Source organism: Kitasatospora sp. NPDC048286 (genome assembly GCF_043201735.1).
In the GTDB taxonomy this organism is placed as follows: Bacteria; Actinomycetota; Actinomycetes; order Streptomycetales; family Streptomycetaceae; genus Kitasatospora.
In genome coordinates this window covers 522647-547410 of record NZ_JBICZE010000006.1, presented here as the reverse complement: position 1 = coordinate 547410, position 24764 = coordinate 522647, and the positions used below count along the sequence as shown (strand labels likewise).

General features: G+C 72.6%; 21 protein-coding genes and 1 riboswitch. Of the genes, 17 read left to right on the top strand and 4 right to left on the bottom strand.

Going from position 1 to position 24764, the window contains the following annotated elements:
- Nucleotides 1-182: 182 nt before the first annotated feature.
- The 4 genes from ACGF13_RS17920 (at nucleotide 183) to ACGF13_RS17905 (ending at nucleotide 4461) form a co-directional block, all read left to right on the top strand.
- The gene (locus tag ACGF13_RS17920) at nucleotides 183-701 is read left to right on the top strand and encodes a Pycsar system effector family protein (RefSeq protein ID WP_392875574.1); all 519 of its coding nucleotides are present in this window, start codon (nucleotides 183-185) and stop codon (nucleotides 699-701) included.
- A 69-nt stretch (nucleotides 702-770) separates the two neighbouring features.
- Complete coding sequence (locus tag ACGF13_RS17915) at nucleotides 771-1424, top strand: Crp/Fnr family transcriptional regulator (protein WP_392875571.1); 654 nt, start codon at nucleotides 771-773, stop codon at nucleotides 1422-1424.
- 155 nt (nucleotides 1425-1579) lie between these two features.
- Entirely contained in the window at nucleotides 1580-2347 is a 768-nt protein-coding gene (locus tag ACGF13_RS17910; protein ID WP_392875568.1) for a hypothetical protein, read from the top strand.
- 11 nt (nucleotides 2348-2358) lie between these two features.
- Nucleotides 2359-4461 carry a hypothetical protein gene (locus ACGF13_RS17905; RefSeq protein WP_392875565.1) on the top strand — a complete coding sequence of 701 codons (2103 nt, stop codon included), beginning with the start codon at nucleotides 2359-2361 and terminating at the stop codon, nucleotides 4459-4461.
- 171 nt (nucleotides 4462-4632) lie between these two features.
- Here the strand turns inward: ACGF13_RS17905 and ACGF13_RS17900 are convergent, their stop codons facing one another.
- Entirely contained in the window at nucleotides 4633-6090 is a 1458-nt protein-coding gene (locus ACGF13_RS17900) for a glycine hydroxymethyltransferase (protein ID WP_392875562.1), read from the bottom strand.
- A gap of 20 nt (nucleotides 6091-6110) precedes the next feature.
- Nucleotides 6111-6207, bottom strand: a riboswitch (ZMP/ZTP riboswitch).
- Nucleotides 6208-6511: 304 nt separating this feature from the next.
- Between ACGF13_RS17900 and ACGF13_RS17895 the strand changes: the two genes are divergently transcribed.
- The 6 genes from ACGF13_RS17895 to ACGF13_RS17870 all read left to right on the top strand — a co-directional run bounded on the left by ACGF13_RS17895 (nucleotide 6512) and on the right by ACGF13_RS17870 (nucleotide 13582).
- Nucleotides 6512-7525: an ABC transporter permease gene (locus ACGF13_RS17895; RefSeq protein ID WP_392875559.1), complete on the top strand. Its 1014-nt coding sequence runs from the start codon at nucleotides 6512-6514 to the stop codon at nucleotides 7523-7525.
- Nucleotides 7526-7678: 153 nt separating this feature from the next.
- Entirely contained in the window at nucleotides 7679-9439 is a 1761-nt protein-coding gene (locus ACGF13_RS17890; protein WP_392875556.1) for an ABC transporter substrate-binding protein, read from the top strand.
- Nucleotides 9440-9588: 149 nt separating this feature from the next.
- The gene (locus ACGF13_RS17885; RefSeq protein ID WP_392875553.1) at nucleotides 9589-10581 is read left to right on the top strand and encodes an ABC transporter permease; all 993 of its coding nucleotides are present in this window, start codon (nucleotides 9589-9591) and stop codon (nucleotides 10579-10581) included.
- A 14-nt stretch (nucleotides 10582-10595) separates the two neighbouring features.
- Nucleotides 10596-12416, top strand: a complete 1821-nt coding sequence (locus ACGF13_RS17880) for a dipeptide ABC transporter ATP-binding protein (protein WP_392875550.1) — start codon at nucleotides 10596-10598, stop codon at nucleotides 12414-12416.
- 75 nt (nucleotides 12417-12491) lie between these two features.
- The gene (locus ACGF13_RS17875) at nucleotides 12492-12905 is read left to right on the top strand and encodes a cytidine deaminase family protein (RefSeq protein ID WP_392875548.1); all 414 of its coding nucleotides are present in this window, start codon (nucleotides 12492-12494) and stop codon (nucleotides 12903-12905) included.
- A 113-nt stretch (nucleotides 12906-13018) separates the two neighbouring features.
- The gene (locus ACGF13_RS17870; RefSeq protein WP_392875545.1) at nucleotides 13019-13582 is read left to right on the top strand and encodes an EF-hand domain-containing protein; all 564 of its coding nucleotides are present in this window, start codon (nucleotides 13019-13021) and stop codon (nucleotides 13580-13582) included.
- 132 nt (nucleotides 13583-13714) lie between these two features.
- Here the strand turns inward: ACGF13_RS17870 and ACGF13_RS17865 are convergent, their stop codons facing one another.
- Entirely contained in the window at nucleotides 13715-14743 is a 1029-nt protein-coding gene (locus tag ACGF13_RS17865) for an EamA family transporter (RefSeq protein WP_392875542.1), read from the bottom strand.
- 246 nt (nucleotides 14744-14989) lie between these two features.
- Between ACGF13_RS17865 and ACGF13_RS17860 the strand changes: the two genes are divergently transcribed.
- The 6 genes from ACGF13_RS17860 (at nucleotide 14990) to ACGF13_RS17835 (ending at nucleotide 19626) form a co-directional block, all read left to right on the top strand.
- Nucleotides 14990-15421: a gamma-glutamylcyclotransferase family protein gene (locus ACGF13_RS17860; RefSeq protein WP_392875539.1), complete on the top strand. Its 432-nt coding sequence runs from the start codon at nucleotides 14990-14992 to the stop codon at nucleotides 15419-15421.
- 204 nt (nucleotides 15422-15625) lie between these two features.
- Nucleotides 15626-16921: a precorrin-6y C5,15-methyltransferase (decarboxylating) subunit CbiE gene (gene cbiE, locus ACGF13_RS17855; protein ID WP_392875536.1), complete on the top strand. Its 1296-nt coding sequence runs from the start codon at nucleotides 15626-15628 to the stop codon at nucleotides 16919-16921.
- Entirely contained in the window at nucleotides 16918-17679 is a 762-nt protein-coding gene (cobM, locus tag ACGF13_RS17850) for a precorrin-4 C(11)-methyltransferase (protein ID WP_392875533.1), read from the top strand. The genes cbiE and cobM overlap by 4 nt, the downstream gene beginning before the upstream one ends.
- A complete protein-coding gene (locus tag ACGF13_RS17845) occupies nucleotides 17679-18431 on the top strand; it encodes a cobalt-precorrin-6A reductase (RefSeq protein WP_392875530.1) in 753 nt (250 codons plus the stop codon). The genes cobM and ACGF13_RS17845 overlap by 1 nt, the downstream gene beginning before the upstream one ends.
- 106 nt (nucleotides 18432-18537) lie before the next feature.
- A complete protein-coding gene (locus tag ACGF13_RS17840; RefSeq protein WP_392875527.1) occupies nucleotides 18538-19041 on the top strand; it encodes a DinB family protein in 504 nt (167 codons plus the stop codon).
- A gap of 78 nt (nucleotides 19042-19119) precedes the next feature.
- Nucleotides 19120-19626 carry a protein phosphatase gene (locus ACGF13_RS17835; protein ID WP_392875525.1) on the top strand — a complete coding sequence of 169 codons (507 nt, stop codon included), beginning with the start codon at nucleotides 19120-19122 and terminating at the stop codon, nucleotides 19624-19626.
- Nucleotides 19627-19651: 25 nt separating this feature from the next.
- On the opposite strand, the gene ACGF13_RS17830 is transcribed toward ACGF13_RS17835, so the two are convergent.
- Complete coding sequence (locus tag ACGF13_RS17830; RefSeq protein WP_392875522.1) at nucleotides 19652-21181, bottom strand: UDP-N-acetylglucosamine 1-carboxyvinyltransferase; 1530 nt, start codon at nucleotides 21179-21181, stop codon at nucleotides 19652-19654.
- A 215-nt stretch (nucleotides 21182-21396) separates the two neighbouring features.
- On the bottom strand, nucleotides 21397-22590 hold the full coding sequence (locus ACGF13_RS17825; RefSeq protein ID WP_392875520.1) for a cobalt-precorrin-5B (C(1))-methyltransferase: 1194 nt from the start codon (nucleotides 22588-22590) through the stop codon (nucleotides 21397-21399).
- 331 nt (nucleotides 22591-22921) lie between these two features.
- On the opposite strand from ACGF13_RS17825, the gene ACGF13_RS17820 reads away from it, so the two are divergent.
- Nucleotides 22922-24661 (top strand): TIGR03767 family metallophosphoesterase, encoded by a 1740-nt coding sequence (locus ACGF13_RS17820; RefSeq protein WP_392875517.1) that lies wholly within the window; start codon nucleotides 22922-22924, stop codon nucleotides 24659-24661.
- Nucleotides 24662-24764: the final 103 nt, after the last annotated feature.

The following is a 24764-nucleotide window of genomic DNA, read 5'->3' as shown; positions in this document are numbered from 1 at the left end:
TTCGCTGTTCTCTGTTCGCCGTCAGCTGTCCGTCGCCGTCCGTCCTCCGCGCATCGACCGGCCCTTCCCGGCCGGGAGGTGACCCACGTCTCGGCGGATCGGCCATCCACTGGGCAGTACGGAACGCGGATCGCGCGGACACTGGGGCCACCGAGACCCGTCAACCGAGGGAAGGCCCCGTCATGCGAGCGATCCGCCCCCTTGCCACCGGTCCGACCGGCCCTCAGGCCCCGGGCCGACTGGCGTCGTCCACCCAGGAGGTCCTGGCAGAGCTGCAACGGAGCGACGCCAAGGCCACCGGTATCGGAGCCGCCGCCGTCGGAGGCATCACCATGGCGACCGCGCTGAGCAGCACGCTGCCTCCCCTCTCCCCGCTGGCCAAGGCGACGCTCCTGGGCGTCATCACCCTCCTGGTCGGCTCGCTCGCCCTGTCGCTGGCGGCCGCCAGGCCCCAGCTCCGCCACGACGGCCACCGCGCTCTGTCCTACTTGGAATTCGCCCGTTTGACGCCGGAACAGTTGGTCGAGTCATTCTCGGAGCGGAGTTCCGGGGATCTCGCGACGGCGCACGCGCAGCGTTTGGTGGAGCTTTCCCGGCTGGTCCTGCGGAAGTACCGCCTCCTTCGGCGTGCGGTCGATCTGCTGTCCTGCGGGCTGGTGTTGGGCACACTGGCCGCGGTTCTGGTTCTTGCGGCACACTGAGTGGATCACAGTGTCCGGCCGGCGAACCGGCAGTCCGCCGACCGCGGACCCGGCCACCGGAGGCGCCACGTGCAGGAGTCACACCGCGAGTTCCTGAGTGACGAGAAGTGGGCGCTCCTCCAGCAGTTGGCGCCGGTGCGCCACCGCGCGTCCCGCGCCACCCTGCTGCGGCAGGACGAACCGGCCACCTGCGTCGTGCTCCTGGAGGCCGGCAGTGTGATGGTGACCGCCGACGGCCCGCTCGGCAGTGAGCAGTTGCTCGCGGTCCGCGGCGACGGCGAACTCCTCGGCGAGATGTCGGTGTTGGCGGAGGGCGTGCGCAGCGCGACCGTACGGACCCTCGAACCCTGCCGGGTTCGCGTGGTCCCGGCCGTGGACTTCACGGACTTCGTCGAATCGCACGGCCTGCTGCGACCGTTGCTCAGGCATTCCTACAGCCGGCTCCGCGAGGCCGACCAGACCAGGCTGGAACTCGCGACCGGATCCGTGGCGCTCCGGCTGTCCGGTCTCCTCATGCGGCTCTCCGGCCCGGCGACGTCCGGCGGCCCGTCCCGGATCCGGCTGCCGCAGGAGGACCTCGCCAGGCTCATCGGTGCCTCGCGCAACGCCGTCGGCAAGGTCTTGGTGGAGTGGAGCCGGCACGGCTGGCTGACCACGGCTCCGGGCGGCGGTGTGACGGTGACCGACTTGCCGGCGCTACGCGCGCACGCCGCGCAGCGGTAGGACCGCCGGCGTCGGCCGCGCAGTGGCGCAGCTCACTTCCGTCCTGCCATCCGTTGGGCAGCACCGACCGCCCGCTCGGAGGCATGATCGCTGCCGAGCGCGCGGACCCCGGACCCGCACCCGCACCCGCACCCGCACCAGGAGGACAGACAGACATGCTCCCCGCCCCCGTCGACTGGGATGACCTCCCGCCCGACCTCGCCATCCTCGTGGTCGACATCGTCGGCTACAGCAAGGTGCCGGAGACCGCGATGCCCGGCCTTCGGGCCGCACTGGACGCCGCCGTCGCCGAGACCTTCACCCGCATCGACCTGGCCGCTCTCTGGGCCGACGAACGCCGGGGCAGCGACACGGGTGACGGCTGGATCAGGATCGTGCCCGCCGCGATGGTCGTGCGGCTGGTCGACCCGGGCATCGCGCTCCTGGAGGACGCGCTGCACCGCCACGACCGGGAGCGGCGCGCCCACGAGCCGGTCCTGCGGACCCGGCTGAGCGTCCACCTCGGCCCGCTCTCCCCCGATCACCGGGGCGATGCCGTCAACGACGCGTGCCGTCTGGTGGACAGCGACGAGGTCCGCGCCGCGGCCGGGGTGGCCGCGGAACACGACTCGTTCGTCGCGGCGATCGTCTCGGACGAGGTCCACCGGCGGGCCGTCGCCGCCGGTCGCACCCGCACGCTGTCCGAGCGGGACTTCCTGGACGTCTCGGCGGCCGTGCCGAAGAAGCAGTTCCAGCGCGCCGCGTGGGTCCACGTACCGCGGCTCGCGCCCGCGACGGTCAAGGCGGCCCTCGGCCGGGAGGAGCCTCCCGTGGAGCCCGCACCGAGCCCCACGGCCGGTCCACGGCTCACCTTCAACGGCAACGTCGGCACAGCCGTCGGATCAGTCGAGACCCTGAACGTGGGGGGCGTCAACTTCGCATGACCATGGACGACTTGGAGCGGATTCAGGCCTTCCTGCCCGCGCCGGTCCGCACCGCCCCGGCCGGTACCACCAGGAAACCCGTCACGCCGGAGCGCGCTGCGCCCTCGTTGACGTTCATGGCGGACGTCGGGATCGCCGTCGGCCAGGTCGACAGGATGTACCAGGAGATCCGTCAGGACTTCCTCGAGGCCAGGACGCTGGACCGCACCAAGCTGCTCGAATCCCGGACGTTCGCCCTCCCCTCCACCTGGAACACCGTCCGAACGCAGCTGGTCGACGCGCTGGCGGACCCCGGGGTGCGGGTGATCATCGTGGTGGCCCCGCGCGGCTACGGCTCGACCACCTTCGTCCACCACCTGCTGGCGAGTCACGCGCCGGACGAGATGAAACTCGTCGAGCTCGAACCGGACGGGCCGCGCCCGAGGGTCTCGAGGATCCGCCGGGATCCCGGACGGGCCTACCAGTTGGACCTCAAGGACCCGCAGACCGACCGCCCGTCGACGACGTTCCTCGACGACGTCGCCGGAAGCATCTCGATGCTGCGGCAGGCCCGATCGCTCTGGGTCCTCAACATCGCGGCGGATCTGTGGACCGAACAGCGGACCTGGCCCGTCGCGCCCGGGGTCCGGGTGGTGGAGCTCCGCTCCCCGCCGGAGCCGTACGCCGTCGCGGCGCGCCATCTGACGGCGGCTGGCATGTCCTGGCTCGTGCCGTACCTCCGGTCGGACACCGCCCGGGTCCATCTGTCGTCCCTGCGCAACGCGGTGGAGGCGGTGCGCGCGGCCGGCGCCGTGGCCGAGCAGTGGCTGGAGTTCAAGCGCGACCGCCCGGAGGAGGCCGGCTGGATCGAGGAGGGGCTCGGTCGGCCCGGTGAGGCGGGCGACGACGCGTGCCATCCCGAACTCCGCACGAGCGTCGAGAACGCCCTCGGCGACTGGCGTACCGAGTTGGACGGCGTCTTCGCACACGGCGGCGACAGCGGTGGTGCGCTGTCCCTGCCCGACCGCTGCCTGTTGCTCTCCCTCGCCCTCCACCGGGTCGCGCCGGCCGCCAGGATCTCGCGGGACGCCCGCGCCTTGGAGGAGTTGATCGCCAAGAAGGACCGGACGCACGCTCCGACGAACCTCGGTCAGGTCTTCGCCGGGCGCGGACTTCGGCAGCGGCTCACCGCGCTGCACGCGACGGTGAGTTCCCAGGACATCGTCTCGCTCAGTCGTCCTGGCTACGGCCAGGCCGTCCTCACGTACGTCTGGGACAACTACGAGGACATGCGGTCCGTCCTGCTGGAGTGGCTGATCGCGACCGCCCCGGCCGAGCGCGGCGAGGCGGACAAGAGCGTCTCCGCCCTGACCGCGCTGGCGGCCCGGCACCGGGCGCCGACGGTTCTGACCGAGATCCGCGACACCGCCCACGAGTCCGGGCGGTCGGACATGTGCGCGGCCGTCATGGCACGCGTGCTCGGGGACGCGGGGATGGAACGGGCCGCGTGGGCCCGGCTCTACGACTGGGCCGACGACCGCCGCCACGGGACGCAGTCCGTGGTGGTCGACGTGGCGGAGCACGTCCTGAGTGCCGAGGACCCCGGGGGCAGGGGGCACCGCAAGGCGATGACGCGGCTGCGTCGGGTCGCCTCGACTTCGCGGGACCAGTCCCTCCTCGGCAGTGTCCTGGCCATCTTCCGTCGTCTCGGCCACCGGGAGGAGGGACGGAACCTGCTGCTCTCCGAGGTACTGCGCTGGCGCGAGAAGAAGGCCGCCCGATCCGGGAAGATCGCCATGCTGGCGCTGATGGGGCAGCTCGACGGCCCGTGGCCCTGGCTGCTCGGTACGGCCAACGAGAAGGCTCGCACCGAGATCGACGAAGGCCTGCGGGACCTCCTGGCGGACCCGCAGTTCGAGCCCCGGGCGGTCACGGCCATCTGCGCATGGTTCGAGGCGGCGGCGACCGACACCGAGGCGTACACCGCCGTCCGGGACCGGGTCGTGCCCGCGCTGGGCGGGCACTCGTCGCGGGACGCCGGAATCGACTTCTTCCGCCAGGTCGACCGACTGGCCCTGCCCGACGGCACCCAGGTCGGCGATGACGTCTGGGCCTCGTTGGTCCGGCTGCGGTGACCTGAGGCCCGCTCACTGCGGGCAGCTGACGGGTGACGGCTGACGGCTTTCAGCCGACGACTTTCAGTGAACAGATGACAGATGACAGATTTCGAAATCTGTCATCTGTTCGCTGTCGACTGTCCTCTGCAGGCCGTCCGCCGCCTGTCGTTCGCCGCCTGTCGTTCGCCGTCAGGCCAGGTCGACGCCCGGGTAGAGCGGGTACGGGGTGAGCAGGTCGGCGGCGCGCTTGGCGGTGGCGTCGCGGAGGGCTGCGTCCAGGGTGTAGGCGGCCTTGGACGGGGAGCCCTTGGCGGTGGTGGTGGGGGCGGTGGCGGTCAGGACGGTGTGGATCAGGTCGGCGATCTCGTCCATCTCGGCGGTGCCGAGGCCGCGGGTGGTGAGGGCCGGGGTGCCGAGGCGGACGCCCGAGGTGTACCAGGCGCCGTTCGGGTCCTGCGGGACGGAGTTGCGGTTGGTGACGATGCCCGAGTCGAGCAGGGCCGCCTCGGCCTGGCGGCCGGTCAGACCGTAGCCGGAGACGTCGGCGAGGACCAGGTGGTTGTCGGTGCCCCCGGTGACCAGCTTGCCGCCTCGGCGCAGCAGGCCCTCGGCCAGCGCCCGGGCGTTGGCGACGACGGCGCGGGCGTACGCCTGGAACTCGGGGCGGCGGGCCTCCGCGAGGGCGACCGCCTTGGCGGCCATGACGTGCGAGAGCGGGCCGCCGAGCACCAGCGGGCAGCCGCGGTCGACGTGCTCGGCCAGTTCGGACTGGCACAGCACCATGCCGCCGCGCGGTCCGCGCAGGGACTTGTGGGTGGTGGTGGTGACGATGTGGGCGTACGGGACCGGGTCGTGGTCACCGGTCAGCACCTTGCCCGCGACCAGGCCGGCGAAGTGCGCCATGTCGACCATGAGGGTCGCGCCGACCTCGTCCGCGATCTCGCGCATCCTGCGGAAGTCCACCAGCCGCGGGTAGGCGGAGTAGCCGGCCACGATGATCAGCGGGCGGAACTCGCGGGCGGTCTCGCGCAGCGCGTCGTAGTCGATCAGGCCGGTGGCCGGGTCGGTGCCGTAGCTGCGCTGCTCGAACATCTTGCCCGAGATGTTGGGCCGGAAGCCGTGGGTGAGGTGGCCGCCGGTGTCCAGGGACATGCCGAGCATCCGCTGGTTGCCGAGCTCCTGGCGCAGTCGCGCCCAGTCCTCGTCGGTGAGGTCGTTGACGTTGCGCACCGCGGCGCGCTCCAGGGCCGGGCTCTCGACCCGCTGGGAGAGGACGGCCCAGAAGGCGGTGAGGTTGGCGTCGATGCCGGAGTGCGGCTGGACGTAGGCGTGGTCGGCGCCGAACAGCTCGCGGGCGTGCTCGGCGGCGATGCTCTCGACGGTGTCGACGTTGCGGCAGCCCGCGTAGAAGCGGCGGCCGACGGTCCCCTCGGCGTACTTGTCGCTGAGCCAGTTGCCCATGGTGAGCAGAACGGCCGGGGAGGCGTAGTTCTCGCTGGCGATCAGCTTGAGCGAGGCGCGCTGGTCCGCGAGTTCCTGTCCGATGGCGGCGGCGATCCGCGGTTCGACGCCGGCGACCACGTCGAGGGCGCTGCGGAAGGCGGTGTCGGCCGCGGCGGAGGCGGCGGTGTGGGGCTGCTGGGCCATGGCGGTCTCCTGGTGGGGATTGCGGGGGCCCAGGCGCTCGGCAACTTCACGTGAGGGTTCACGGGGCCGCTTCCCGATGGTTGATTCCATCCCTACGCGCCAGTCGCGGCCCACCGGGATCGTACCAACCCCCGAGGGACTGTGGCGGAGGTCTCAGAATGCGGAACGGACAGTCCGTTTCATCCTGTTTTGTCCGTTCTATTGCAACGCCGGTGTTTCGGCGAAATGAAGCCGCCACATTTCCCGAAACAGTTCCGCAGGAATGGCTCGAACGAGCCCCGGAGGTGATTTGCGGAACCTCGTAAGCATCCGATCAAATGTCGCCCGAACGGCCCTCGGGAAACCTCCGGTGGCCACACCGGAAATGCACACCAGCGCACCCTCACCCATGGGGCGGCGGAGAATTCGGGGGTTACGCCTCATGGCAGTGGTCGACACCGGCCCAAGCACCGACGCGGGCATGGACCCGGGCACCGCCCCGGACACGGCGGCAGGGCCCGCGCCCGCAGCCCCCGGGCCGCTCCGCCGGATCCTGCGGGACCGGGTCGGCACCGCCGCGCTGGCCGTGGTGGTGCTGTTCCTGCTGCTCGCCCTCGGCGCCCCGCTGGTCGCAGCACTGTACGGGAAGAACCCGGTCGACCACTACGGCCAGAACGTTCCCGGCCTGCTCAGCGACGGTGGTCTGCCGATGCTGCCGAACGGCGGCATCTCCGGGGACTTCTGGTTCGGCCTGGAGCCCGGTCTCGGCCGGGACGTGTTCACCCAGCTGCTGTACGGCATCCGCACCTCGCTGCTGATCGCCTTCGCGGCCGCCGCGGTGACCACCACGCTGGGGGTGCTCGCCGGTGTCGCGGTGGGCTACCTCGGCGGGGTCACGGACCGGCTGTTCGGATTCCTCGCCAATGTGCTGCTGGCCTTTCCCACGCTGCTCCTGCTGCTCGCGCTCAGCCCGGTGATCCAGTCCCGGCTGGTCGACCCGGGAACCGCGGAACCGGAGTGGATGCAGTTCCTGGTGCTGGTCCTGGTTTTCTCGGCGTTCGGCTGGATTCCGCTCGCGCTTTCCCTGCGGGCCGCCGTCCGCTCGCTCCGGGAAAGGGATTTCGTGCAGTCCGCGCGGGCCCAGGGTGCGAGCCGATTCCATGTCGTCGTCCACGAACTGCTGCCGAATGTCCGCTCGCAGCTGCTGGCGCACGCCACCATGGCGGTCCCGACGTTCGTCGCGTCCGAGGCCGCGCTGTCCTTCCTCGGCGTCGGCGTCACCGAGCCGGTCCCGGACTGGGGGCGGATGATCGCGCGCGGCTCCGAGGTCTTCCAGGCCGACCCCACCTACATGGTGTTCCCCGGGGTGGCGCTGCTGCTGTTCGTCATCGCCTTCAACCTGCTCGGCGACGCCGTCCGGGACGCGCTGGACCCGCGCGTCGGCGGCGCCCGCTGAAGGCTCTCACCGGGCGCTGCCCGCTGAAGCCCTCGTCTGCTCCCTTCCGTTCCCCCCTTTCAATCCCCTCTTTCATTCACCCCTTTCATTCGCCCCTTTTCGTCAACCCGAGCCCGTCCCGGCACGATCCGCCGGGACAAGGAGAGATTCGCCATGCGCTGGACCAGACCGTCCCTCGCCGTCGTCGCCACCGTCCTGCTGGCGACCTCCTGCTCGGCCGGCGCGGGCAGCACCGCGGGATCCGGCGGTGCCGCCGGGGCCTCCGCCAAGGAGACCTCCCCGCTGACCGCCGTGCTCGGCAGCGAGCAGGAGAGCGCCGGCCCGGCCCCGGCCGTCCCCGGCGCCCGCGCCGGCGGCACGGTGAACGTGTACAACAGCGTCGAGTTCCGCCACCTCGACCCGCAGAAGGTCTACGCGGGCGCCACCTACAACGCCTCGCTGCTCTGGGGCCGCCAGCTGACCCAGTACCAGGTCGTGGACGGCAAGGCCAAGCTGGTCGGCGACCTGGCCACCGACACCGGCACCCCGACCGACGGCGGGCGCACCTGGACGTACCGGCTCAAGGCGGGCGTCGCCTGGGAGGACGGTCGGCCGATCACCGCCGGGGACGTCAAGTACGGCATCGAGCGCACCTTCGGCAAGGGCTACGAGGTCGGCCCGCCGTACTGGCCGCAGTGGCTCACCGGCGAGGCGAGCTACGAGGCGGCGCGCGCCAAGTACGCGGGCCCGCAGGCCGGCGACCTGGACGCGATCGAGACGCCGGACGAGCGCACCATCGTCTTCCACTTCCCGCAGCCGCAGGCCGACGTCCCGTACATGGCCGCGCAGTCCTCCTCCTCGCCGGTGCGCCGGGACAAGGACACCGGGACGGACTACGACCGGCTGCCGTTCGCGACCGGCCCGTACCGGATCGTCGAGCACGTCCAGAACACCCGCATGGTGCTGGAGCGCAACCCCGCCTGGAAGCCCGAGACCGACCCGATCCGCAGCCAGTACCCGGAGAAGTTCGTCTTCACGTACGGCAAGGAGGCGCTCAACCTCAACCAGGAGATCCTCTCCGGCCGGGACGGCGGCGCCAACGCCACCACCGCGTCCGACACCCTCTCCGCCGAGCTGTACCAGACCACCGACACCGACCCGAAGGCCAAGGACCTGGTCGTCTCCGGCCGGCAGGGCGCCTTCGTCACCCAGCTGATGATCAACAACGAGCGGGTGCCGGACGTCGAGGTCCGCAAGGCGCTGCACCTGGCCTACCCGCGCCAGCAGGCCCGCCAGGTCCAGGGCGGCGCCCGCACCGGCGAGCTGGCCACCACGCTCAGCTCGCCCGCGCTGATCGACTACCAGAAGTACGACCTCTACCCGGCCAGGCCCGAGGGTGACCCGGAGGCCGCGAAGGCCGCGCTCGCCAAGGCCAAGCAGGCGCCCGGCAGCCTGACCTACGCGTACCGGAACACCCCGACCGGGCAGCGCGTCGCGCAGGTGCTGGTCGAGGGCTTCGGCAAGGCCGGGATCACCGTCGTGCCCAAGCCGGTCGACCCCAAGGCCTTCCTGGACGAGGTGCACCGCGCCGACTCCCCGTACGACCTGTTCGAGGAGACCAGCTCGGTCGACTGGCCGACCCCGTCCACCCTCGTCCCCTTCTCCTTCGACGGCCGGGCCGGCAGCGACATCAACTCCGCGCGCTACCGCAACCCGGAGGTCGACAAGGAGATCGACCGGATCAACCAGATCGGCGAGCCCCGCGCCAAGGCCAAGGAGCTGTACGCGCTGGAGCAGACCGTGATGAAGGACGTGCCGGTGCTGCCGTTCGCCTACCCGACCGTCAACCAGCTGCGCGGCGGCAACGTCGGCGGGGCGTTCATCCACCCGATCTACGGGACGGTCTCGCTGGCCTGGCTGTACCTGAAGTCCTGACGGCCGGGGCCCGCTCCCGCCCCCGGGTTCCTCGGTGGAACGGGGGCGGGCCCCTTCGTCCTCGCTTCTTCGCCCTTCTTCGCTTCTTCCACCTTCTTCCGCCCGTCCCCTTCCAACACCTCCCCCGTCACGTCGACCCCGGATCGGCCATGCTCTCCTTCGTCCTGCGGCGGACCGCCCAGGCCCTCGCGGTCCTGGTCGCGGTCTCCGCCGCCGCCTTCGCCCTCTTCTACGCCGTGCCCGCCGACCCGGCCCGCGCCGCCTGCGGCCCGCGCTGCGACAGCGGGCAGGTCGCGGCGGTCCGCCGGAGCATGGGCCTGGACCAGCCGCTGCTCACCCAGTACACCGACTACCTGGTCGGGGTCGTCGCCGGGCGGGACATCGGCGACGTGGACGGCTCGACCATCCACTGCGACGCCCCGTGCCTCGGCTACTCCTACCGGCTGCACCAGCCGGTCTCCGAGGCGCTGGCCGACCACCTGCCCGTCACCCTCTCGCTGACCGCCGGGGCGCTCGCCGTCCTGCTGGTGTTCGGCCTCGGCAGCGGGTTCGTCTCCGCGCTGCGGCACGGGCGGCGGACCGACCGGCTGCTGTCGGGCTTCACCCTGGTCGGCGCGAGCGTGCAGATCTACTTCCTCGGGTACGTCGCGCAGTGGCTGCTGGTGTACTCCACCGGGCTGCTGCCGCTGCCCTCCTACACCGCGCCGGCCGACGACCCGGCCGCCTGGGCGGGCGGGATGCTGCTCCCCTGGCTCGTCCTCGGCTTCGTCAACTCGGCCGTGTTCGCCCGGCTCTCGCGCTCGCAACTGCTGGAGACGATGAACGAGGAGTACGTCCGCACGGCCCGCGGCAAGGGCCTGGGACGGCTGCGCGCCCACCTCAAGTACACCTCGCGCGGCGCCGCCGGGCCGCTGGTGCAGCTGATCGGGCTGGAGGCCGGGGCGCTGCTCGGCGGGGCCGTGATCACCGAGACGGTGTTCGGGCTGAACGGGGTCGGGCGGTTCGCCGCGGAGGCCGTCGGCGGGCAGGACCTGCCCGCCGTGGTCGGCGCGGTGCTGCTGGCCGCCTGCTTCATGGTGCTGTTCGTCGCGCTGGCCGACCTCGCGGTCGCCTGGCTCGACCCGCGTGTCCGGCTGAGCTGATGGGGAGTCCGTCGATGAGATCCACTGTTCCGGGAGACGGCGTGAAGACCGCCTCGGCGAAGGCCGTTGAAGGGCCGGCCGCCTCGGCGAAGACCGCCGAGGGACGAGCCGCCTCCGCGAACGCCGTTGAGGGGCCGGCCGCCGTGGCGAGGGCCACTGGGGCGAAGGCCTCCGGGGCGACGGGCGTCGAGCCCGTGCTGAGCGTCCGCGACCTGAGCGTCGCCTTCGCCGACCCCCGCGGCGGCGCGCCGGTGACCGCCGTCCGGGGCCTGTCGTTCGACCTCGCGCCGGGTGAGGTCCTGGGCCTGGTGGGCGAGTCGGGCTCCGGCAAGTCGACCGTCGGGCTCGCCGTCCTCGGCCTGCACGACCCGCGCACCACCACCGTCACCGGCTCGATCAGGCTGGGCGGGCAGGAGGTGGTCGGCGCCGAGGAGTCCGCGCTGCGCGGGGTGCGGGGCGGGACGGCCGCGCTGGTCTTCCAGGACGCGCTCACCTCGCTCAGCCCCTTCCACGGTGTGGGCGCCCAGCTCGCCGAGATGTACCGGCTGCACCACCCGGGCGCGGGCCGGGCCGAGGCGGGCCGGCGGGCGGGCGAGATGCTCGACCGGGTGGGCATCCCGGCGGCCAGGGCCCGCGACTTCCCGCACCAGTTCTCCGGTGGCATGCGCCAGCGCGTGATGATCGCGATGGCCCTGATGAACGACCCCCGGCTGATCATCGCGGACGAGCCGACCACCGCCCTGGACGCCCGCGTCCAGCGGCAGGTCCTGGACCTGCTCGGCGAGTTGCAGCGCGAGCACGGGACGGCGGTGCTGCTGGTCAGCCACGACCTGGGCGTGGTCGCCGGGACGACGGACCGCACGCTGGTGCTGCGCGGCGGGGTCGGGATCGAGTCCGCGCCGACCGCCGAGCTGCTGTCCGCACCGCGCGAGCCGTACACCCGGGCACTGGTGGGCGCGGCGCTCCGGCTGGACTCGGTACCGGGCACCGCCCTGCCGACGGTCGACGAGCCGGCGCCGTCCCGGACGTTCCGGCCGCGGACCGTCCGGCGTCCCGAGCGCTGGCTGGTCGAGGTGGAGGACCTGTCCGTGCACTTCCCCGGGCGCCGGCGCTTCCCCGGCCTGCGGGCCGAACCGGTCCGGGCGGTCGAGGGGGTCGGCCTGCGGATCGCCCCCGGCGAGACGCTCGGGCTGGTCGGCGAGTCCGGCTCCGGCAAGTCCACCACCTCACGGGTCCTGGCCGGGTTGCAACGGCCCACCGGCGGAAGGGTGTCGTACGACGGGCAGGACGTCACCCGGCCGGACCGGGAGCTGCGCCAGCGGCTCAGCCGGGAGATCCAGCTGGTCTTCCAGGACCCGTACGCCTCGCTCAACCCGCGCCGGACCATCGCCCGGACCCTGGACACCCCGCTGCGCCTGCACACCTCGCTGAGCCCGGCCGAACGGCGGGAGCGCTCGGCCGAGTTGCTGGAGCAGGTCGGGCTGGAGGCCCGGCACCTGGACCGCTACCCGCACGAGTTCTCCGGCGGACAGCGCCAGCGGATCGGCATCGCCCGGGCGCTCGCCCCGCAGCCGCGCCTGATCATCGCCGACGAGCCGGTCTCCGCGCTCGACGTGTCGGTACAGGCCCAGGTGCTCAACCTGCTGATGGAGCTGCGCGAACGGCTCGGCGTCGCCTTCCTGTTCGTCTCCCACGACCTCGCGGTGGTACGGCACTTCTGCGACCGGGTGGCGGTGATGCACCGGGGCCGGCTGGTCGAGTCCACCGATCGGGACCGGCTGTTCGAGGCACCGCACACCGAGTACACGCGGGAGCTGCTGGCGGCGGTGCACTGAGCGGTGCACTGAGATGATCGAGGCCCGTCGGACGGGATCGGACCCGTCGGACGCCATCGGAGAGGTGCAGCGACGATGTCCACCAGCAGCGACCGGACGACCGTGGACGAGGAACTCGTGGAGGCGGCCCTGGAGGTCGCACGGCGGTACGCGCGGGGCGACAACCACACCGTGGCGGCCGCGGGCCGCAATGCCGACGGGCGGATCGTCACCGCGCTGAACGCCTACCACTTCACCGGCGGGCCGTGTGCCGAGCTGGTGCTCATCGGCGCGGCGGCCGGCCAGGGGGTGTACGAGCTCACCACCGTGGTGGCCGTGGGCGACCGGGAACGCGGGGTAATCCCGCCGTGCGGGCGGTGCCGGCAGGTGCTGCTGGACTACTTCCCCGAGGTGGGGGTCATCGTCGGGCGGGGGCCGGAGCTGCGCACCGTGCCGGTGTCGGCCCTGCTGCCGGGGGCGTACGTCTGGGCCGACCACCAGGAGGAGTGAACGGAAGGTCGTGCACCCTTCGTTCGGCTGCGCCGCTCCGGCTCGAGGCGCTAGCGTGCAGGCGGTGTGACGTAGGAGACCCGGGCAAGGAATCACCAACCGAGGGGGCACATTTGTCGGACGACCTGCTCATCGCAAAGATCAACCACGGCTTCGATCACCTCGACGCCGACGGCGACGGCCTGCTCACCGAGCGGGACCACGTCCTGATGGGCCTCTCGGTGGCCCGCTCGCTCGGCCACCAGGAGGGTTCCGAGGCGGAGGCCGTGATAGTGCGCGCCTACCTGACGACCTGGCACGACCTGCACCTCGCCCGGCTGCCCGCCGGCACCGAGGCGATCACCCGCCAGCAGTTCGTCGCCTCGACCGGCTCGCTCGCCGACGACCCGGAGGCCGCGCAGGACATCCTCGGCGCACTCGCCCGCGCCTTCCTCGCCGTCGCCGACGCCGACCGCAGCGGGACGGTGGACGCCGGCGAGTTCTTCGTCTTCCAGCGCGGCCACTTCGCCGGCCTCTCCCGCGACGACGCCGACGAGGCCTTCCGCCACCTCGACACCGACGGCGACGGCGTGCTCTCCGCGGCCGAGTTCACCAACGCGATCATCGAGTTCTGGACCAGCCGCGACCCGGACGCGCCCGGCAACTGGTGGACGGGCAGGGCGCCGCACTCCTTCTGAGCCGAACGTCGGGCGGCAGGCCAGGGGGATCGTCCCGGTCGGAAGGCCGGGACGGCCGGTTCGGCCGCTTCAGGCGGTTCAGCCGCTTCAGGCGGTTCAGCCGGTTCAGCCGGGACGACCGTTTCGGCCGGTTCAGCCGGCCTGACGTTCCCGGCGGGGCTGACGTTCCCGGCGGGGCTGACGTTCCCGGCGGGCCGGACTCCCGGCGCTCGACGAGCGGCCCGGACGCCGCCGGCTGACGCTCACCACCAGGCAGACGCCCGCCACCACGATCGCGCCGCCCGCGAGGGTCGGGCCGGTCAGCGGCTCGGCCAGGATCAGCCAGCCCAGCAGCACCGCGACCACCGGGTTCACATACGCGTAGGTGGCCACCAGGGTCAGCGGCGCGGCGCGCAGCAGCCAGGCGTACGCGGTGAAGGCGAGCAGCGAGCCGAACAGCACCAGGTAGGCGAGGGCCAGCCAGGACCGGCCGGAGATCGCCCCGAGGTCCAGCCCGTGCTGCTCACCGCGGCCCAGTCCGACCAGCAGGTTGCCGAGGCCGCCGGCCAGCATCTGGAAGGCGCTCGCGGCGAGCACGTTGCCGGGCATCGGGATCTTCTTGCTCACGAAGGAGCCGGTCGCCCAGAGCAGGGTGGCGCCGATGATCAGGATCACGCCGCCCGGCTCGATCGACCCGCCGATCGCGGGGGCCGACAGGACGCCGAGGCCGACCAGTCCGAGCAGCACCCCGGCCAGCTCGGCGGGCCTCGGGCGCTCTCCGCCGAACGCCGTCAGCACCACCATCCACAGCGGGACCGCGGCCACCAGCAGGGCGGCCAGGCCGGAGGGGACGGAAGTCTCGCCCAGGACCACCATGCCGTTGCCGCCGGTCAGCAGCAGCAGGCCGACCAGGGCGGAGGAGGCCAGCTGTCGCCGGGTCACCTTCAGACCGGCCGGGCCCTGGCGCACCAGGAGGTAGCCGGCCAGCAGCAGGCCGGCGGTGAGGAAGCGGGCACTGGCGGAGAGGAAGGAGGGCATCGTCTCCACGACGACCCGGATCGCCAGGTAGGTCGAGCCCCAGACGACGTAGACCACGAGGAGGGCGAGCCAGACCGCGCCGCCGAGACGGGCGGCGGGGCCGGCGTCGGTGGGCGGGGTGAGGGTCGTGGCTGCCTTGGTCATGGCCTTGCTCTTCGCTTCGGTGGCGGCGGCGGCAGGGATGCCGGGGGTGTCGGGGGTGTCGGGAGCCGAGCCGGGGGTAGCGGCCGGTTGGGAGGGTGAAGCGGGCGATGTCATGCGTGTCCCCCTTGGACGGTGCTGGCCGAACATCCGACATGACAGCGCATGGACGGCCCGGCGCGCCAGTCGGTATCAGAAGTCGGACCGCAGGACGTACCGTGGGCGCTCCCCGACGAGGAGGTCGAACCCGTGTCCGCATCCGAGGAGGCCCTGCCGTTCTTCGTGTACGGCACTCTGCGCAGCGGCGGCCGCAATCATGCCGTCCACCTGGCCGGACGGTACGCCGAGATCCGGCCGGCGGTACTGGAGGGCGCCGCGCTGCACGAGGGCCCCGGCTTCCCGTACGCGGTTGCGGATCCGGCGCCCGGGCGCCGGATCCTGGGCGAGCTCGTCACCGTACGCCCGGGCGCGTACGCCGGAGCCCTGGCGGCGCTGGACCGGCTGGAGGACTGCCGGGCGGACGGGACCGGGCTGTATGTGCGGCGACGGCTGACGGTACGGACGGCGACGGGCGAGCCGCGCGAGGCCTGGGTCTACCTCGCCGGGCCGAGAGCCGAGGCGCGGCTGCGGGAGCAGCCGGCGCTGATCGAGTCGGGGGACTGGGAGGCGGGTGACAGATGACAGCGAACAGAGTTTGAAATCTGTTCGCTGTCATCTGTCATCTGTCTTCTGAAATCTGTCGCCTGTCACTTGTCAGTCGTCGGCCGTCGGTTGTCGGTTGCCGGTTGTCATCCGCCACCGAACCTCCCACAGACCGCCAGGTAGGCTGCCCCGGCCAGTGAGTTTTCCTGCTCATCGGCCCATCGAACGACGAGGAGCCACCCGGTGCCCGAGCTGCCACCCCCGATCACCGTCGTCGGGATCGGGGCCGACGGCTGGCCCGGCCTCGCGGTCGGCTCCCGGGCCGCGCTCCGGGAGGCCGAGGTCGTCGTCGGCGGGCCCCGCCAACTGGACCTGCTCCCCCGCGACGAGGTCACCGCCGAACGCGTCCCCTGGCCGTTCCCGCTGCGCCCCGCCGTCCCCGGGCTGGTCGCCACCCACGCCGGCCGCCGCATCGCCGTGCTGGCCAGCGGCGACCCGATGTTCTACGGCATCGGCCGCACCCTCGCCGAGACCGTCGGCGCCGAGCGCCTGCGCGTCCTGCCGCACCCCTCCTCCGTCTCCTACGCCTGTGCCCGGCTCGGCTGGCCGCTGGAGGCCACCGAGGTCGTCAGCCTGGTCGGCCGACCGCTGGACTCCCTCGCCCTCGCCCTCCACCCCGGCCGCCGTCTGCTGGTGCTCAGCGCCGACGCCGCCACCCCGGCTGCCGTCGCCGAACTGCTCACCACCCGCGGTTACGGCACCGCCCGCCTGCGGGTGCTCGAACAGCTCGGCGCCCCCGCCGAACGCCACCTGGACGGCCCCGCCGACGGCTGGCCGCACCCGCCCGGCGACCCGCTGAACGTCATCGCCGTCGACCTCGGCGACGGCCCCCGCACGTCCGTCGTCCCCGGCCTGCCCGACACCGCGTACGAGAGCGACGGCCAGCTCACCAAGCGCCACGTCCGCGCCGCGACCCTCGCCATGCTGGCCCCGTCCCCCGGCGAACTGCTCTGGGACGTCGGCGGCGGCTCGGGCTCGATCGCGATCGAGTGGCTGCGCGCCCACCGCGACTGCCAGGCCGTCAGCGTCGAGCGCGCCCCGGTGCGGGCCGAGCGGATCGCCCGCAACGCCGCCGCGCTCGGGGTGCCCCGGCTCCGTGTGGTGACCGGCCCCGCTCCCACCGCGCTCGCCGAACTCCCCACCCCCGACGCCGTGTTCATCGGCGGCGGCCTCACCGCGCCCGGTCTGCTGGACGCCTGCTGGTCCGCGTTGCGCCCCGGCGGCCGGATCGTCGCCAACACCGTGACGCTGGAGTCCGAGGCGCTGCTGGCCGAGTGGTACCGGCGCCACGGCGGGGAACTCGTCAAACTCGCCGTCGCCCACGCCGTCCCGGTGGGCGGTTTCACCGGGTGGCGCCAGGCCATGCCGGTCACCCAGTGGTCGGCCGTCAAGCCCGGCGATGTCAAGCTCGACACCGCCGAACCCGACACCGCCGAGCCCACCGCCGTGTTCAACACCCCTCAGGAGAACGCCTCGTGACCGTCCACTTCATCGGAGCAGGCCCGGGCGCGGCCGACCTGATCACCCTGCGCGGCCAGCGCATCCTGGCCCGCGCCGAGGTCTGCCTGTACGCGGGCAGCCTGGTCCCGCGCGAGCTGCTGGACGAGTGCCCGCCCGGCGCCCGCCTGATCGACACCGCGCAGCTCAACCTGGACCAGATCACCGCCGAGCTGGTCGCCGCCCACGAGGCCGGCCAGGACGTGGCCCGGCTGCACTCCGGCGACCCGTCCGTCTTCTCCGCCGTCGCCGAGCAGATGCGCCGCCTGGACGCGGCCGGCGTGCCGTACGAGGTGGTCCCCGGCGTGCCCGCCTTCGCCGCCGCCGCGGCAGCGCTGAAGCGGGAGTTGACCGTCCCGACCGTCGGCCAGACCGTCATCCTCACCCGGATCGCCAAGCGCGCCACCCCGATGCCCGAGGGCGAGGACCTCGCCACCCTCGGTCGCAGCGGCGCCCTGCTGGTGCTGCACCTGGCCGCCTCGTACGTGGACGACGTGGTCGAGCAGCTGCTCCCGCTCTACGGCGCCGACTGCCCGGCCGCCGTGGTCGCGATGGCCAGCCGCCCCGACGAGCTGGTGCTGCGCGGCACCGTCGGGGACATCGCCGAGCAGGTCAAGGCGGCGGGCGTGGTCCGCACCGCCGTCATCATCGTCGGCCGCACGCTGGCCGCCGAGCAGTTCCGCGACAGCCACCTCTACTCGGCGGACCGCGAGCGACCGCACGAGCCCTGCGGCGCCTGATGCGGCACGTCCTGATCCTCGGCGGGACCACCGAAGGGCGGACGCTGGCCGCCGAACTCGCCCCGACCGCGCTCGCCCCGACCGCACTCCGGGTCACCAGTTCGCTGGCCGGCCGGGTCGCCCGGCCGCGGCTGCCCGCCGGGGAGGTGCGGATCGGCGGCTTCGGCGGGCCGGAAGGACTGGCGGACTGGCTGCGCGCGGAACGCGTGGACGCGGTGGTGGACGCCACCCACCCGTTCGCCGCCGGAATCTCGCGGAACGCCGCCCTCGCGGCCGCCGCCACCGGCGTCCCCCTGCTGGTGCTGCGCCGCCCCGGCTTCACCCGGGTCGACGGCGACCGCTGGCTCCCCGCCCCCTCCCTCGCCGCGGCGGCCGAACTGCTGCCCCGGCGCGGGGAACGGGTCTTCCTCACCATCGGCCGGCAGGGCGTCGCCGCCTTCGCCCACCTGGACGGGGTCCACTTCCTCGCCCGGTCGGTGGACCCGCCCGAGCCTCCGCTGCCGCCCTCGTGCGAAGTCCTGTTGGACCGCGGGCCGTTCACGATCGAGGGCGAGGAGGCGCTGCTGCGGGGGCGCGGCATCGACGTCCTGGTCACCAAGGACAGCGGCGGCGCCGCGACCGCCCCCAAGCTGACCGCCGCCCGCGGACTCGGCCTGCCCGTCATCATCGTGGAGCGTCCTCCGGTGCCGGACGGCGTCCCGGTCACACCCGACGTCCCGGGCGCGCTGCGCTGGCTGGAGCAACTGCGCTAGGGGGTCAGGCCGTTGACGCTCCCACCAGTCCGCTGGACCGGGCCGGGCCGGACTGGGCCGCGGATAATGCGGGGCGGGCCCGTCGGATGGCGGGCAGGATGGCGCGATGACCGATGATCAGCGCACCCCGACTCCCCGCACCGCCGACGAACGCACCACTCTGGCAGGCTTCCTGGACTACCAGCGCGCCACTCTGGCGATGAAGTGCGAGGGCCTCACCGCGGAGCAGCTCCGCACCCGCGTGCTGGCGCCGTCCGGGCTCTCCCTGCTCGGGCTGGTCCGCCACCTGGCCGAGGTGGAGCGCAGCTGGTTCCGCAACGTCCTCGACGACGAAGGCGCGCCCGGTTTCTGGAAGCACCCGGACGGATCCTTCGCCGAGTTCGACGCCGACACCGCCGACCCCGACGAGGCCTTCGCGACCTGGCGCCGTGAGTGCGACCACGCCAGGGAACTCGTCGCCGCCGCGGAGTCGTTGGACGTCCTGGGCCGCTACGGCGAAGAGGTCTTCTCGCTCCGCTGGATCCTCACCCACATGATCGAGGAGTACGCCCGCCACAACGGCCACGCCGACCTCCTCCGCGAACACCTCGACGGCACCACCGGCGAGTAGCAGCGAAGAGCGCCGAACGGCACCGGAGAGCATCGAGCAGCACCGAGCAGCCACCCGAGAACAAGGAGCGAGCAGGCAGTGCGCACCCGCCAGAAGGAACGCGAGACTCCCGGGCCGTCCGAGCCCTGGAACGAGATCGTCCCCGGGCTCTGGATGGGCGGGCACTACTACACCCCGCCCGGCGGCGAGCTGGAACTCGCGATCGTGCGGGCGGAGTTCGACCTGGTGGTCAGCCTGTTCACGCTCCCCGGGCACGGCCCGGCGCCGGAGGTGGAGCACGTCGTCCGGGAGGTGCCCGACGGCCCGCTCTCCCCCGGTCAGCTGCTCGCCGTCCAGGAGGCGGCCGAGCTCACCGCGTCCGCCGTCCGCCGGGGCCGGCGGACGCTGGTGCGCTGCCACTCCGGGTACAACCGCTCGGGCCTGGTGGTGGCGCAGGCGCTGGTCGGCCTCGGGCACGAGTGCGGCGAGGCGGTCCGGCTGGTCCGGGAGCGACGCTCGCCCTGGGCACTGAACAACCCGGTGTTCGTGGACTACTTGAACACCGGGTTGGAGGTCGCCGTCCTGCTGACCGGCCTCGACGGGTGAGGCCGGTCAGTGGCCCGTCGGCCGGTCAGATGTCGCGGAAGGTCTCGATCCGGGCGCCGATGGAGTTGAGGCGCTCGGCGAGGTCCTCGTAGCCGCGGTTGATGACGTAGACGTTGCGCAGCACGGAGGTGCCCTGGGCGGCGAGCATGGCGAGCAGGATGACCACGGCGGGGCGCAGGGCCGGCGGGCACACCATCTCGGCGGCGCGCCAGCGGGTGGGGCCCTGGACCAGCACGCGGTGCGGGTCGAGGAGCTTGACGTCGGCGCCGAGGCGGGTCAGTTCGGTCAGGTAGATCGCGCGGTTGTCGTACACCCAGTCGTGGATCATCGTGGTGCCGTGCGCGGCCGCGGCGATGGCGGCAAAGAACGGCACGTTGTCGATGTTGATGCCGGGGAACGGCATCGGGTGGATGGTGTCGATCGGCGCGGTCAGCTTGGAGGGGCGCACGGTGAGGTCGACGAGCCGGGTGCGGCCGTTGTGGGCGCGGTACTCGGGGGTGCGGTCGTAGTCGAGGCCCATGCCCTCCAGGACCGCGAGCTCGATCTCCAGGAACTCGATCGGCACCCGGCGGATGGTCAGCTCGGAGGAGGTGACGACGGCGGCGGCCAGCAGGCTCATCGCCTCCACCGGGTCCTCGGCCGGGGTGTAGTCGACGTCGCAGGTGATCTCCGGGACGCCGTGGACGGTGAGGGTGGTGGTGCCGATGCCCTCGATCCTCACGCCCAGCTTCTCCAGGAAGAAGCAGAGGTCCTGGACCATGTAGTTGGGCGAGGCGTTGCGGATGACGCTGACGCCGTCGTGCCGGGCGGCGGCCAGCAGGGCGTTCTCGGTGACGGTGTCCCCGCGCTCGGTCAGCACGATCGGGCGGTCCTGCGGGGCGCCCGGCTCGACCGAGGCGTGGTAGGCGCCGCCGGTGGTGGCGACCTCCAGGCCGAAGCGGCGCAGCGCGGTCAGGTGCGGCTGGACGGTGCGGGTGCCGAGGTCGCAGCCGCCCGCGTACGGGATGGCGAAGCGCTGGGCGCGGTGCATCAGCGGGCCGAGGAACATCAGCACGCTGCGGGTGCGGCGGGCGGCCTCGACGTCCATCGCCGCGAGGTCCAGCTCGGCGGGCGGGGTCAGTTCGAGGTCGCGACCCTCGTTGATCCAGCGGCTCTTGACGCCGATGCTGGTGAGCACCTCGAGGATGCGGTAGACCTCCTCGATCCGGGCGACGCTGCGGATCGTGGTGCGGCCGGTGGTCAGCAGCGAGGCGCAGAGGATCGCCACGCAGGCGTTCTTGCTGCTGCGGACGTCGATCGCGCCGGAGAGCCGGGTGCCGCCGGCGACGCGCAGGTGCATCGGGCCGGAGTAGCCGAGGGAGACGATCTCGCTGTCGAGGGCTTCCCCGATGCGGGCGATCATCTCAAGGCTGACGTTCTGCTTGCCCTGTTCGATGCGGTTGACCGCGCTCTGGCTGGTTCCGAGAGCCTCTCCGAGCTGCGCCTGGGACCAGCCCCGGTGCTGGCGCGCGGTGCGGATGAGGGTGCCGATACGGGTGAGGTAGTCGCCTGTCACTCGCCAGACGATATCTCATGACTGAGATGACGACAGAATCGGGGGTCGATGTAGAACTCCATTTGTCCGTTTCTCACACCGTATGAGTGTCAGTTCCTCACATCACCAGGTGATGTTGTCGCATCGTCGTGACACTCGCGACAATGTCACGGCCCAGGCGACGGTCGCCGTCCCGGCGGTGCCACGACCCCGGCGGCTGTCGCCGCCCTGCGGCGTCACGGCCCCAGCGGCTCCGCGCGGCCGACGACGGTGCCCGCGCGGTCGATGCAGATGACGTCCACCGCGACCGGCGAGCCCAGCAGCACGCCGAGCGCCGTCGCCCGGGCCGCCTCGGCGACGAGGTCCCCGAGCGGCACCCCGGCGGCGCGGCACAACTGCACCGCCTCCAGGCCGGTGTTGGCGCCCGCGACCGCCTCGGCCAGCACCTCGTCCGCCCCGCCGCGGCGGGCCAGTTCGGCCAGGTACCCCTTGTCCACCTGGGAGCGCGCCGAGTGCAGGTCGAGGTGGCCGGCCGCGAGCTTGGACAGCTTGGCGAAGCCGCCCGCGATGGTCAGCCGGGGCACCGGGTGGCGCTTGAGGTACTTGAGCACGGCACCGGCGAAGTCACCCATGTCCAGCAGCGCGTCCTCGGGCAGCCCGTGCTCGGCGACCGCGACCTTCTCCGAGGTCGAGCCGGTGCAGCCGGCCACGTGGGTGCGCCCCGCCGCCCGGGCCACGTCCACCCCGCGGCGGATCGAGTCGATCCAGGCCGAGCAGGAGTACGGGACGACCACCCCGGTCGTACCGAGGATGGAGAGGCCGCCGAGGATGCCGAGCCGGGGGTTCCAGGTGGACCTGGCGATCTCCTCGCCGTGGTCGACGGAGATCTCGACCACCACGTCGCCGCTGCCGCCGTGCGCGGCGGCCACCTCGGCGACGACGTCCCGGATCATCTGCCGGGGCACCGGGTTGATCGCGGGCTCGCCGACGGGCAGTGGCAGGCCTGCCTTGGTGACCGTCCCCACCCCCGGACCGGCCCGGAACACCACGCCGGCACCGGGCTCGCCGGACCGTACGGTCGAGCGGATCAGCGCGCCGTGGGTGACGTCGGGGTCGTCGCCCGCGTCCTTGACCACTCCGGCCATGGCGGCGAGGCGCTCGCCTCCGGCGGCCGGCCCGTCCGGCTCCTCGGCCCTCGTCAGCTGCTCGGCCGCGAGGGCGAAGGCGGGCTGCTGGCCCTTGGGGAGGGTGACGACCACCGAGTCCGGGAACTCCCCGGTGAGCAGCGCGGTGTACGCGGCCTTGGTGGCGGCGGTGGCGCAGGCGCCCGTCGTCCAGCCGGGCCGCAGGCCGCTGCTCTTCAGCTGGCCGGCCCGGCCGCCCGCTCCGGCCGCGGCTCCCACACCCGGCTCGGCTCCTGCTGCGGCCACCTGCGCCCCGTTTCCGACAGCGCCCGCGCCGTCCCGCTCCGCTCGGCGGCCACCTCGGACGCCGTCGCCGATTTTCCCCCACCGGGCCGGGCGGGGCCCGACCGGGGGTGGTGGCGGGCCGCATCGTGCGCGGCGTGGAGGCGTCTCGTGCGGGAGCTGCGCAGGGGCGCCGCCCCGCGTTCCCGAAGAGTTCTCTGCACGGGCCTCGCCCGCCGCCCCTACCAGTGAGTAATCTGGCGGTCCGCCAGAAGCGGGTTCATGACAGACGTGGGCCCGGCCGGGGTCGACTTCCCCGCCGGGCCATCAGCATGTGGGGGTTTTTGTGGCAGGGATGAATCGGCGTACGTTCCTCACCGGTACGTCGGTGGCTGCCGCCTGGTCGGCCTTGTCGCTGGGCGGCGCGCAGTTCGCCTCGGCCGCGGCGCGCGACCGGGCGCTGGCGACGACGGCCGCGCGGGCGGTCGGGGTCGCCGGGACCACGCTGGAGCAGGTGGCCACGCCGGTCGGCACCGGCGGCTACAAGCGGCTGACGGCCGGGCCCGGCTGGCCGTTGGTGGTGCGCGGCGAGCTGGCGCCGGCGACCACCGGGCGGGACGACCGCCGGACCGGCCTGGCCAGCTTCGTCCAGTTCAGCGACCTGCACCTGGTGGACACCGAGTCCCCGGTGCGCTTCGAGTACCTGGCCAAGTTCAACGGCAGCGCGTACCGGCCGCAGGAGGCCCTGAACGCCCGCGGCGTGTCGGCCCTCGTCGAGCGCGTCAACTCGCTCGCCGGCGGCCCCTACACCGGGATGCCGTTCAGCATGGTGATGGCCACCGGCGACAACACCGACAACCACGAGCTCGCCGAACTCGACTGGTACCTCAAGGTCATGGGCGGCGGCCGGCTCGCCCAGAGCACCGGTGACCTCGGCCGCTACGAGGGTGTCCAGAACTCCGGCAACGCCGCCTACTGGAACCCCGAACTCGCCTACAGCGACGGCTACAAGGCGAAGGGCTTCCCGCAGATACCCGGCTTCCTGTCGGCCGCCGGGCGTCCCTTCGACGCGCCGGGCCTGCGCACGCCCTGGTACACCACGGTCGGCAACCACGACGACAGCATCGAGGGCTCGCTGCCGGACCTCGGGCTGCTGAACGACCTGTACGCCGGCCAGTACAAGCTGGAGGGCTGCGACGACGCCACGGCCGCCCAGCTGATGGACTCGCTGCGCCGCGACCCGGCGGGCGCCGTGCTGCTGCTGGCGAAGCTGATCGCCAGCGGCGACCTGGTGCGCAAGGTCACCCCGGACGAGCGCCGCCGGCCGTTCACGCTCAAGGAGTTCGCCAAGGCCCACCTGAACCCGGCGGTCACCGGCGCCGGCCCCTACGGGCACGGCTTCACCTCGGACATGGCGAACAGCGGCAAGCTCTACTACACCTTCCGCATCTCGGAGAAGGTGGTCGGTATCAGCCTGGACACCACCAACCAGGCCGGGTTCGCCGACGGTTCGCTGGGCACCGCGCAACTGCGCTGGCTGGAGCAGCAGTTGAAGGCGCACAGCGGTCACTGGTACGACGCCGACGGGCGCAAGGTGACGGGCGGGAGCACGGACGAGCTGGTCCTCGTCTTCAGCCACCACACCAGCGGCACGATGGGCAACCTGCTGCCGGACCCGCGCAACATCTTCGAGGGGCGGCACGACGGCAACGAGCTGGTGGCGCTGCTCCAGCGCTACCCGAACGTGGTCGCGTGGGTGAACGGGCACACCCACATGAACAAGATCACGCCGCACGGGCACGCGGTGCCGGAGCGGGCGTTCTGGGAGATCAACACCGCCTCGCACATCGACTACCCGCAGCACGGGCGGATCATCGAGATCGCGGACAACGGGGACGGCACGCTCTCGCTGTTCACCACGCTGATCGAGTCCTCCGCACCGTACGGGACGGACTTCGGCAGCACCTCGGACGCCAACCTCGCGGCGCTCTACCGCGAGCTGTCGTACAACGACCCGAACGGCCGCGCGACGGCGCCGCTGGGCACGGGCACGGACCACAACACCGAGCTGCTGATCACCAAGCCGACCCGGTAGCGGCGGCCGCGGGGCGGAGAGCAGCGGCCGGAGGACGGCGAACGAATGACAGATGACAGCGAACAGATGATGAAATCTGTTCGCTGTCATCTGTCATCCGTCA

Bases quoted from the DNA above. Each gene is read 5' to 3' on its own strand.
- ACGF13_RS17895 (WP_392875559.1), top strand. From the start codon at position 6,512: ATGGCAGTGGTCGACACCGGCCCAAGCACCGACGCGGGCATGGACCCG.
- ACGF13_RS17820 (WP_392875517.1), top strand. From the start codon at position 22,922: ATGAATCGGCGTACGTTCCTCACCGGTACGTCGGTGGCTGCCGCCTGG.
- ACGF13_RS17865 (WP_392875542.1), bottom strand. From the start codon at position 14,743: ATGACCAAGGCAGCCACGACCCTCACCCCGCCCACCGACGCCGGCCCC.
- ACGF13_RS17880 (WP_392875550.1), top strand. From the start codon at position 10,596: ATGAGATCCACTGTTCCGGGAGACGGCGTGAAGACCGCCTCGGCGAAG.
- ACGF13_RS17900 (WP_392875562.1), bottom strand. From the start codon at position 6,090: ATGGCCCAGCAGCCCCACACCGCCGCCTCCGCCGCGGCCGACACCGCC.
- ACGF13_RS17890 (WP_392875556.1), top strand. From the start codon at position 7,679: ATGCGCTGGACCAGACCGTCCCTCGCCGTCGTCGCCACCGTCCTGCTG.
- ACGF13_RS17910 (WP_392875568.1), top strand. From the start codon at position 1,580: ATGCTCCCCGCCCCCGTCGACTGGGATGACCTCCCGCCCGACCTCGCC.
- ACGF13_RS17875 (WP_392875548.1), top strand. From the start codon at position 12,492: ATGTCCACCAGCAGCGACCGGACGACCGTGGACGAGGAACTCGTGGAG.
- ACGF13_RS17885 (WP_392875553.1), top strand. From the start codon at position 9,589: ATGCTCTCCTTCGTCCTGCGGCGGACCGCCCAGGCCCTCGCGGTCCTG.
- ACGF13_RS17845 (WP_392875530.1), top strand. From the start codon at position 17,679: ATGCGGCACGTCCTGATCCTCGGCGGGACCACCGAAGGGCGGACGCTG.
- ACGF13_RS17920 (WP_392875574.1), top strand. From the start codon at position 183: ATGCGAGCGATCCGCCCCCTTGCCACCGGTCCGACCGGCCCTCAGGCC.
- ACGF13_RS17840 (WP_392875527.1), top strand. From the start codon at position 18,538: ATGACCGATGATCAGCGCACCCCGACTCCCCGCACCGCCGACGAACGC.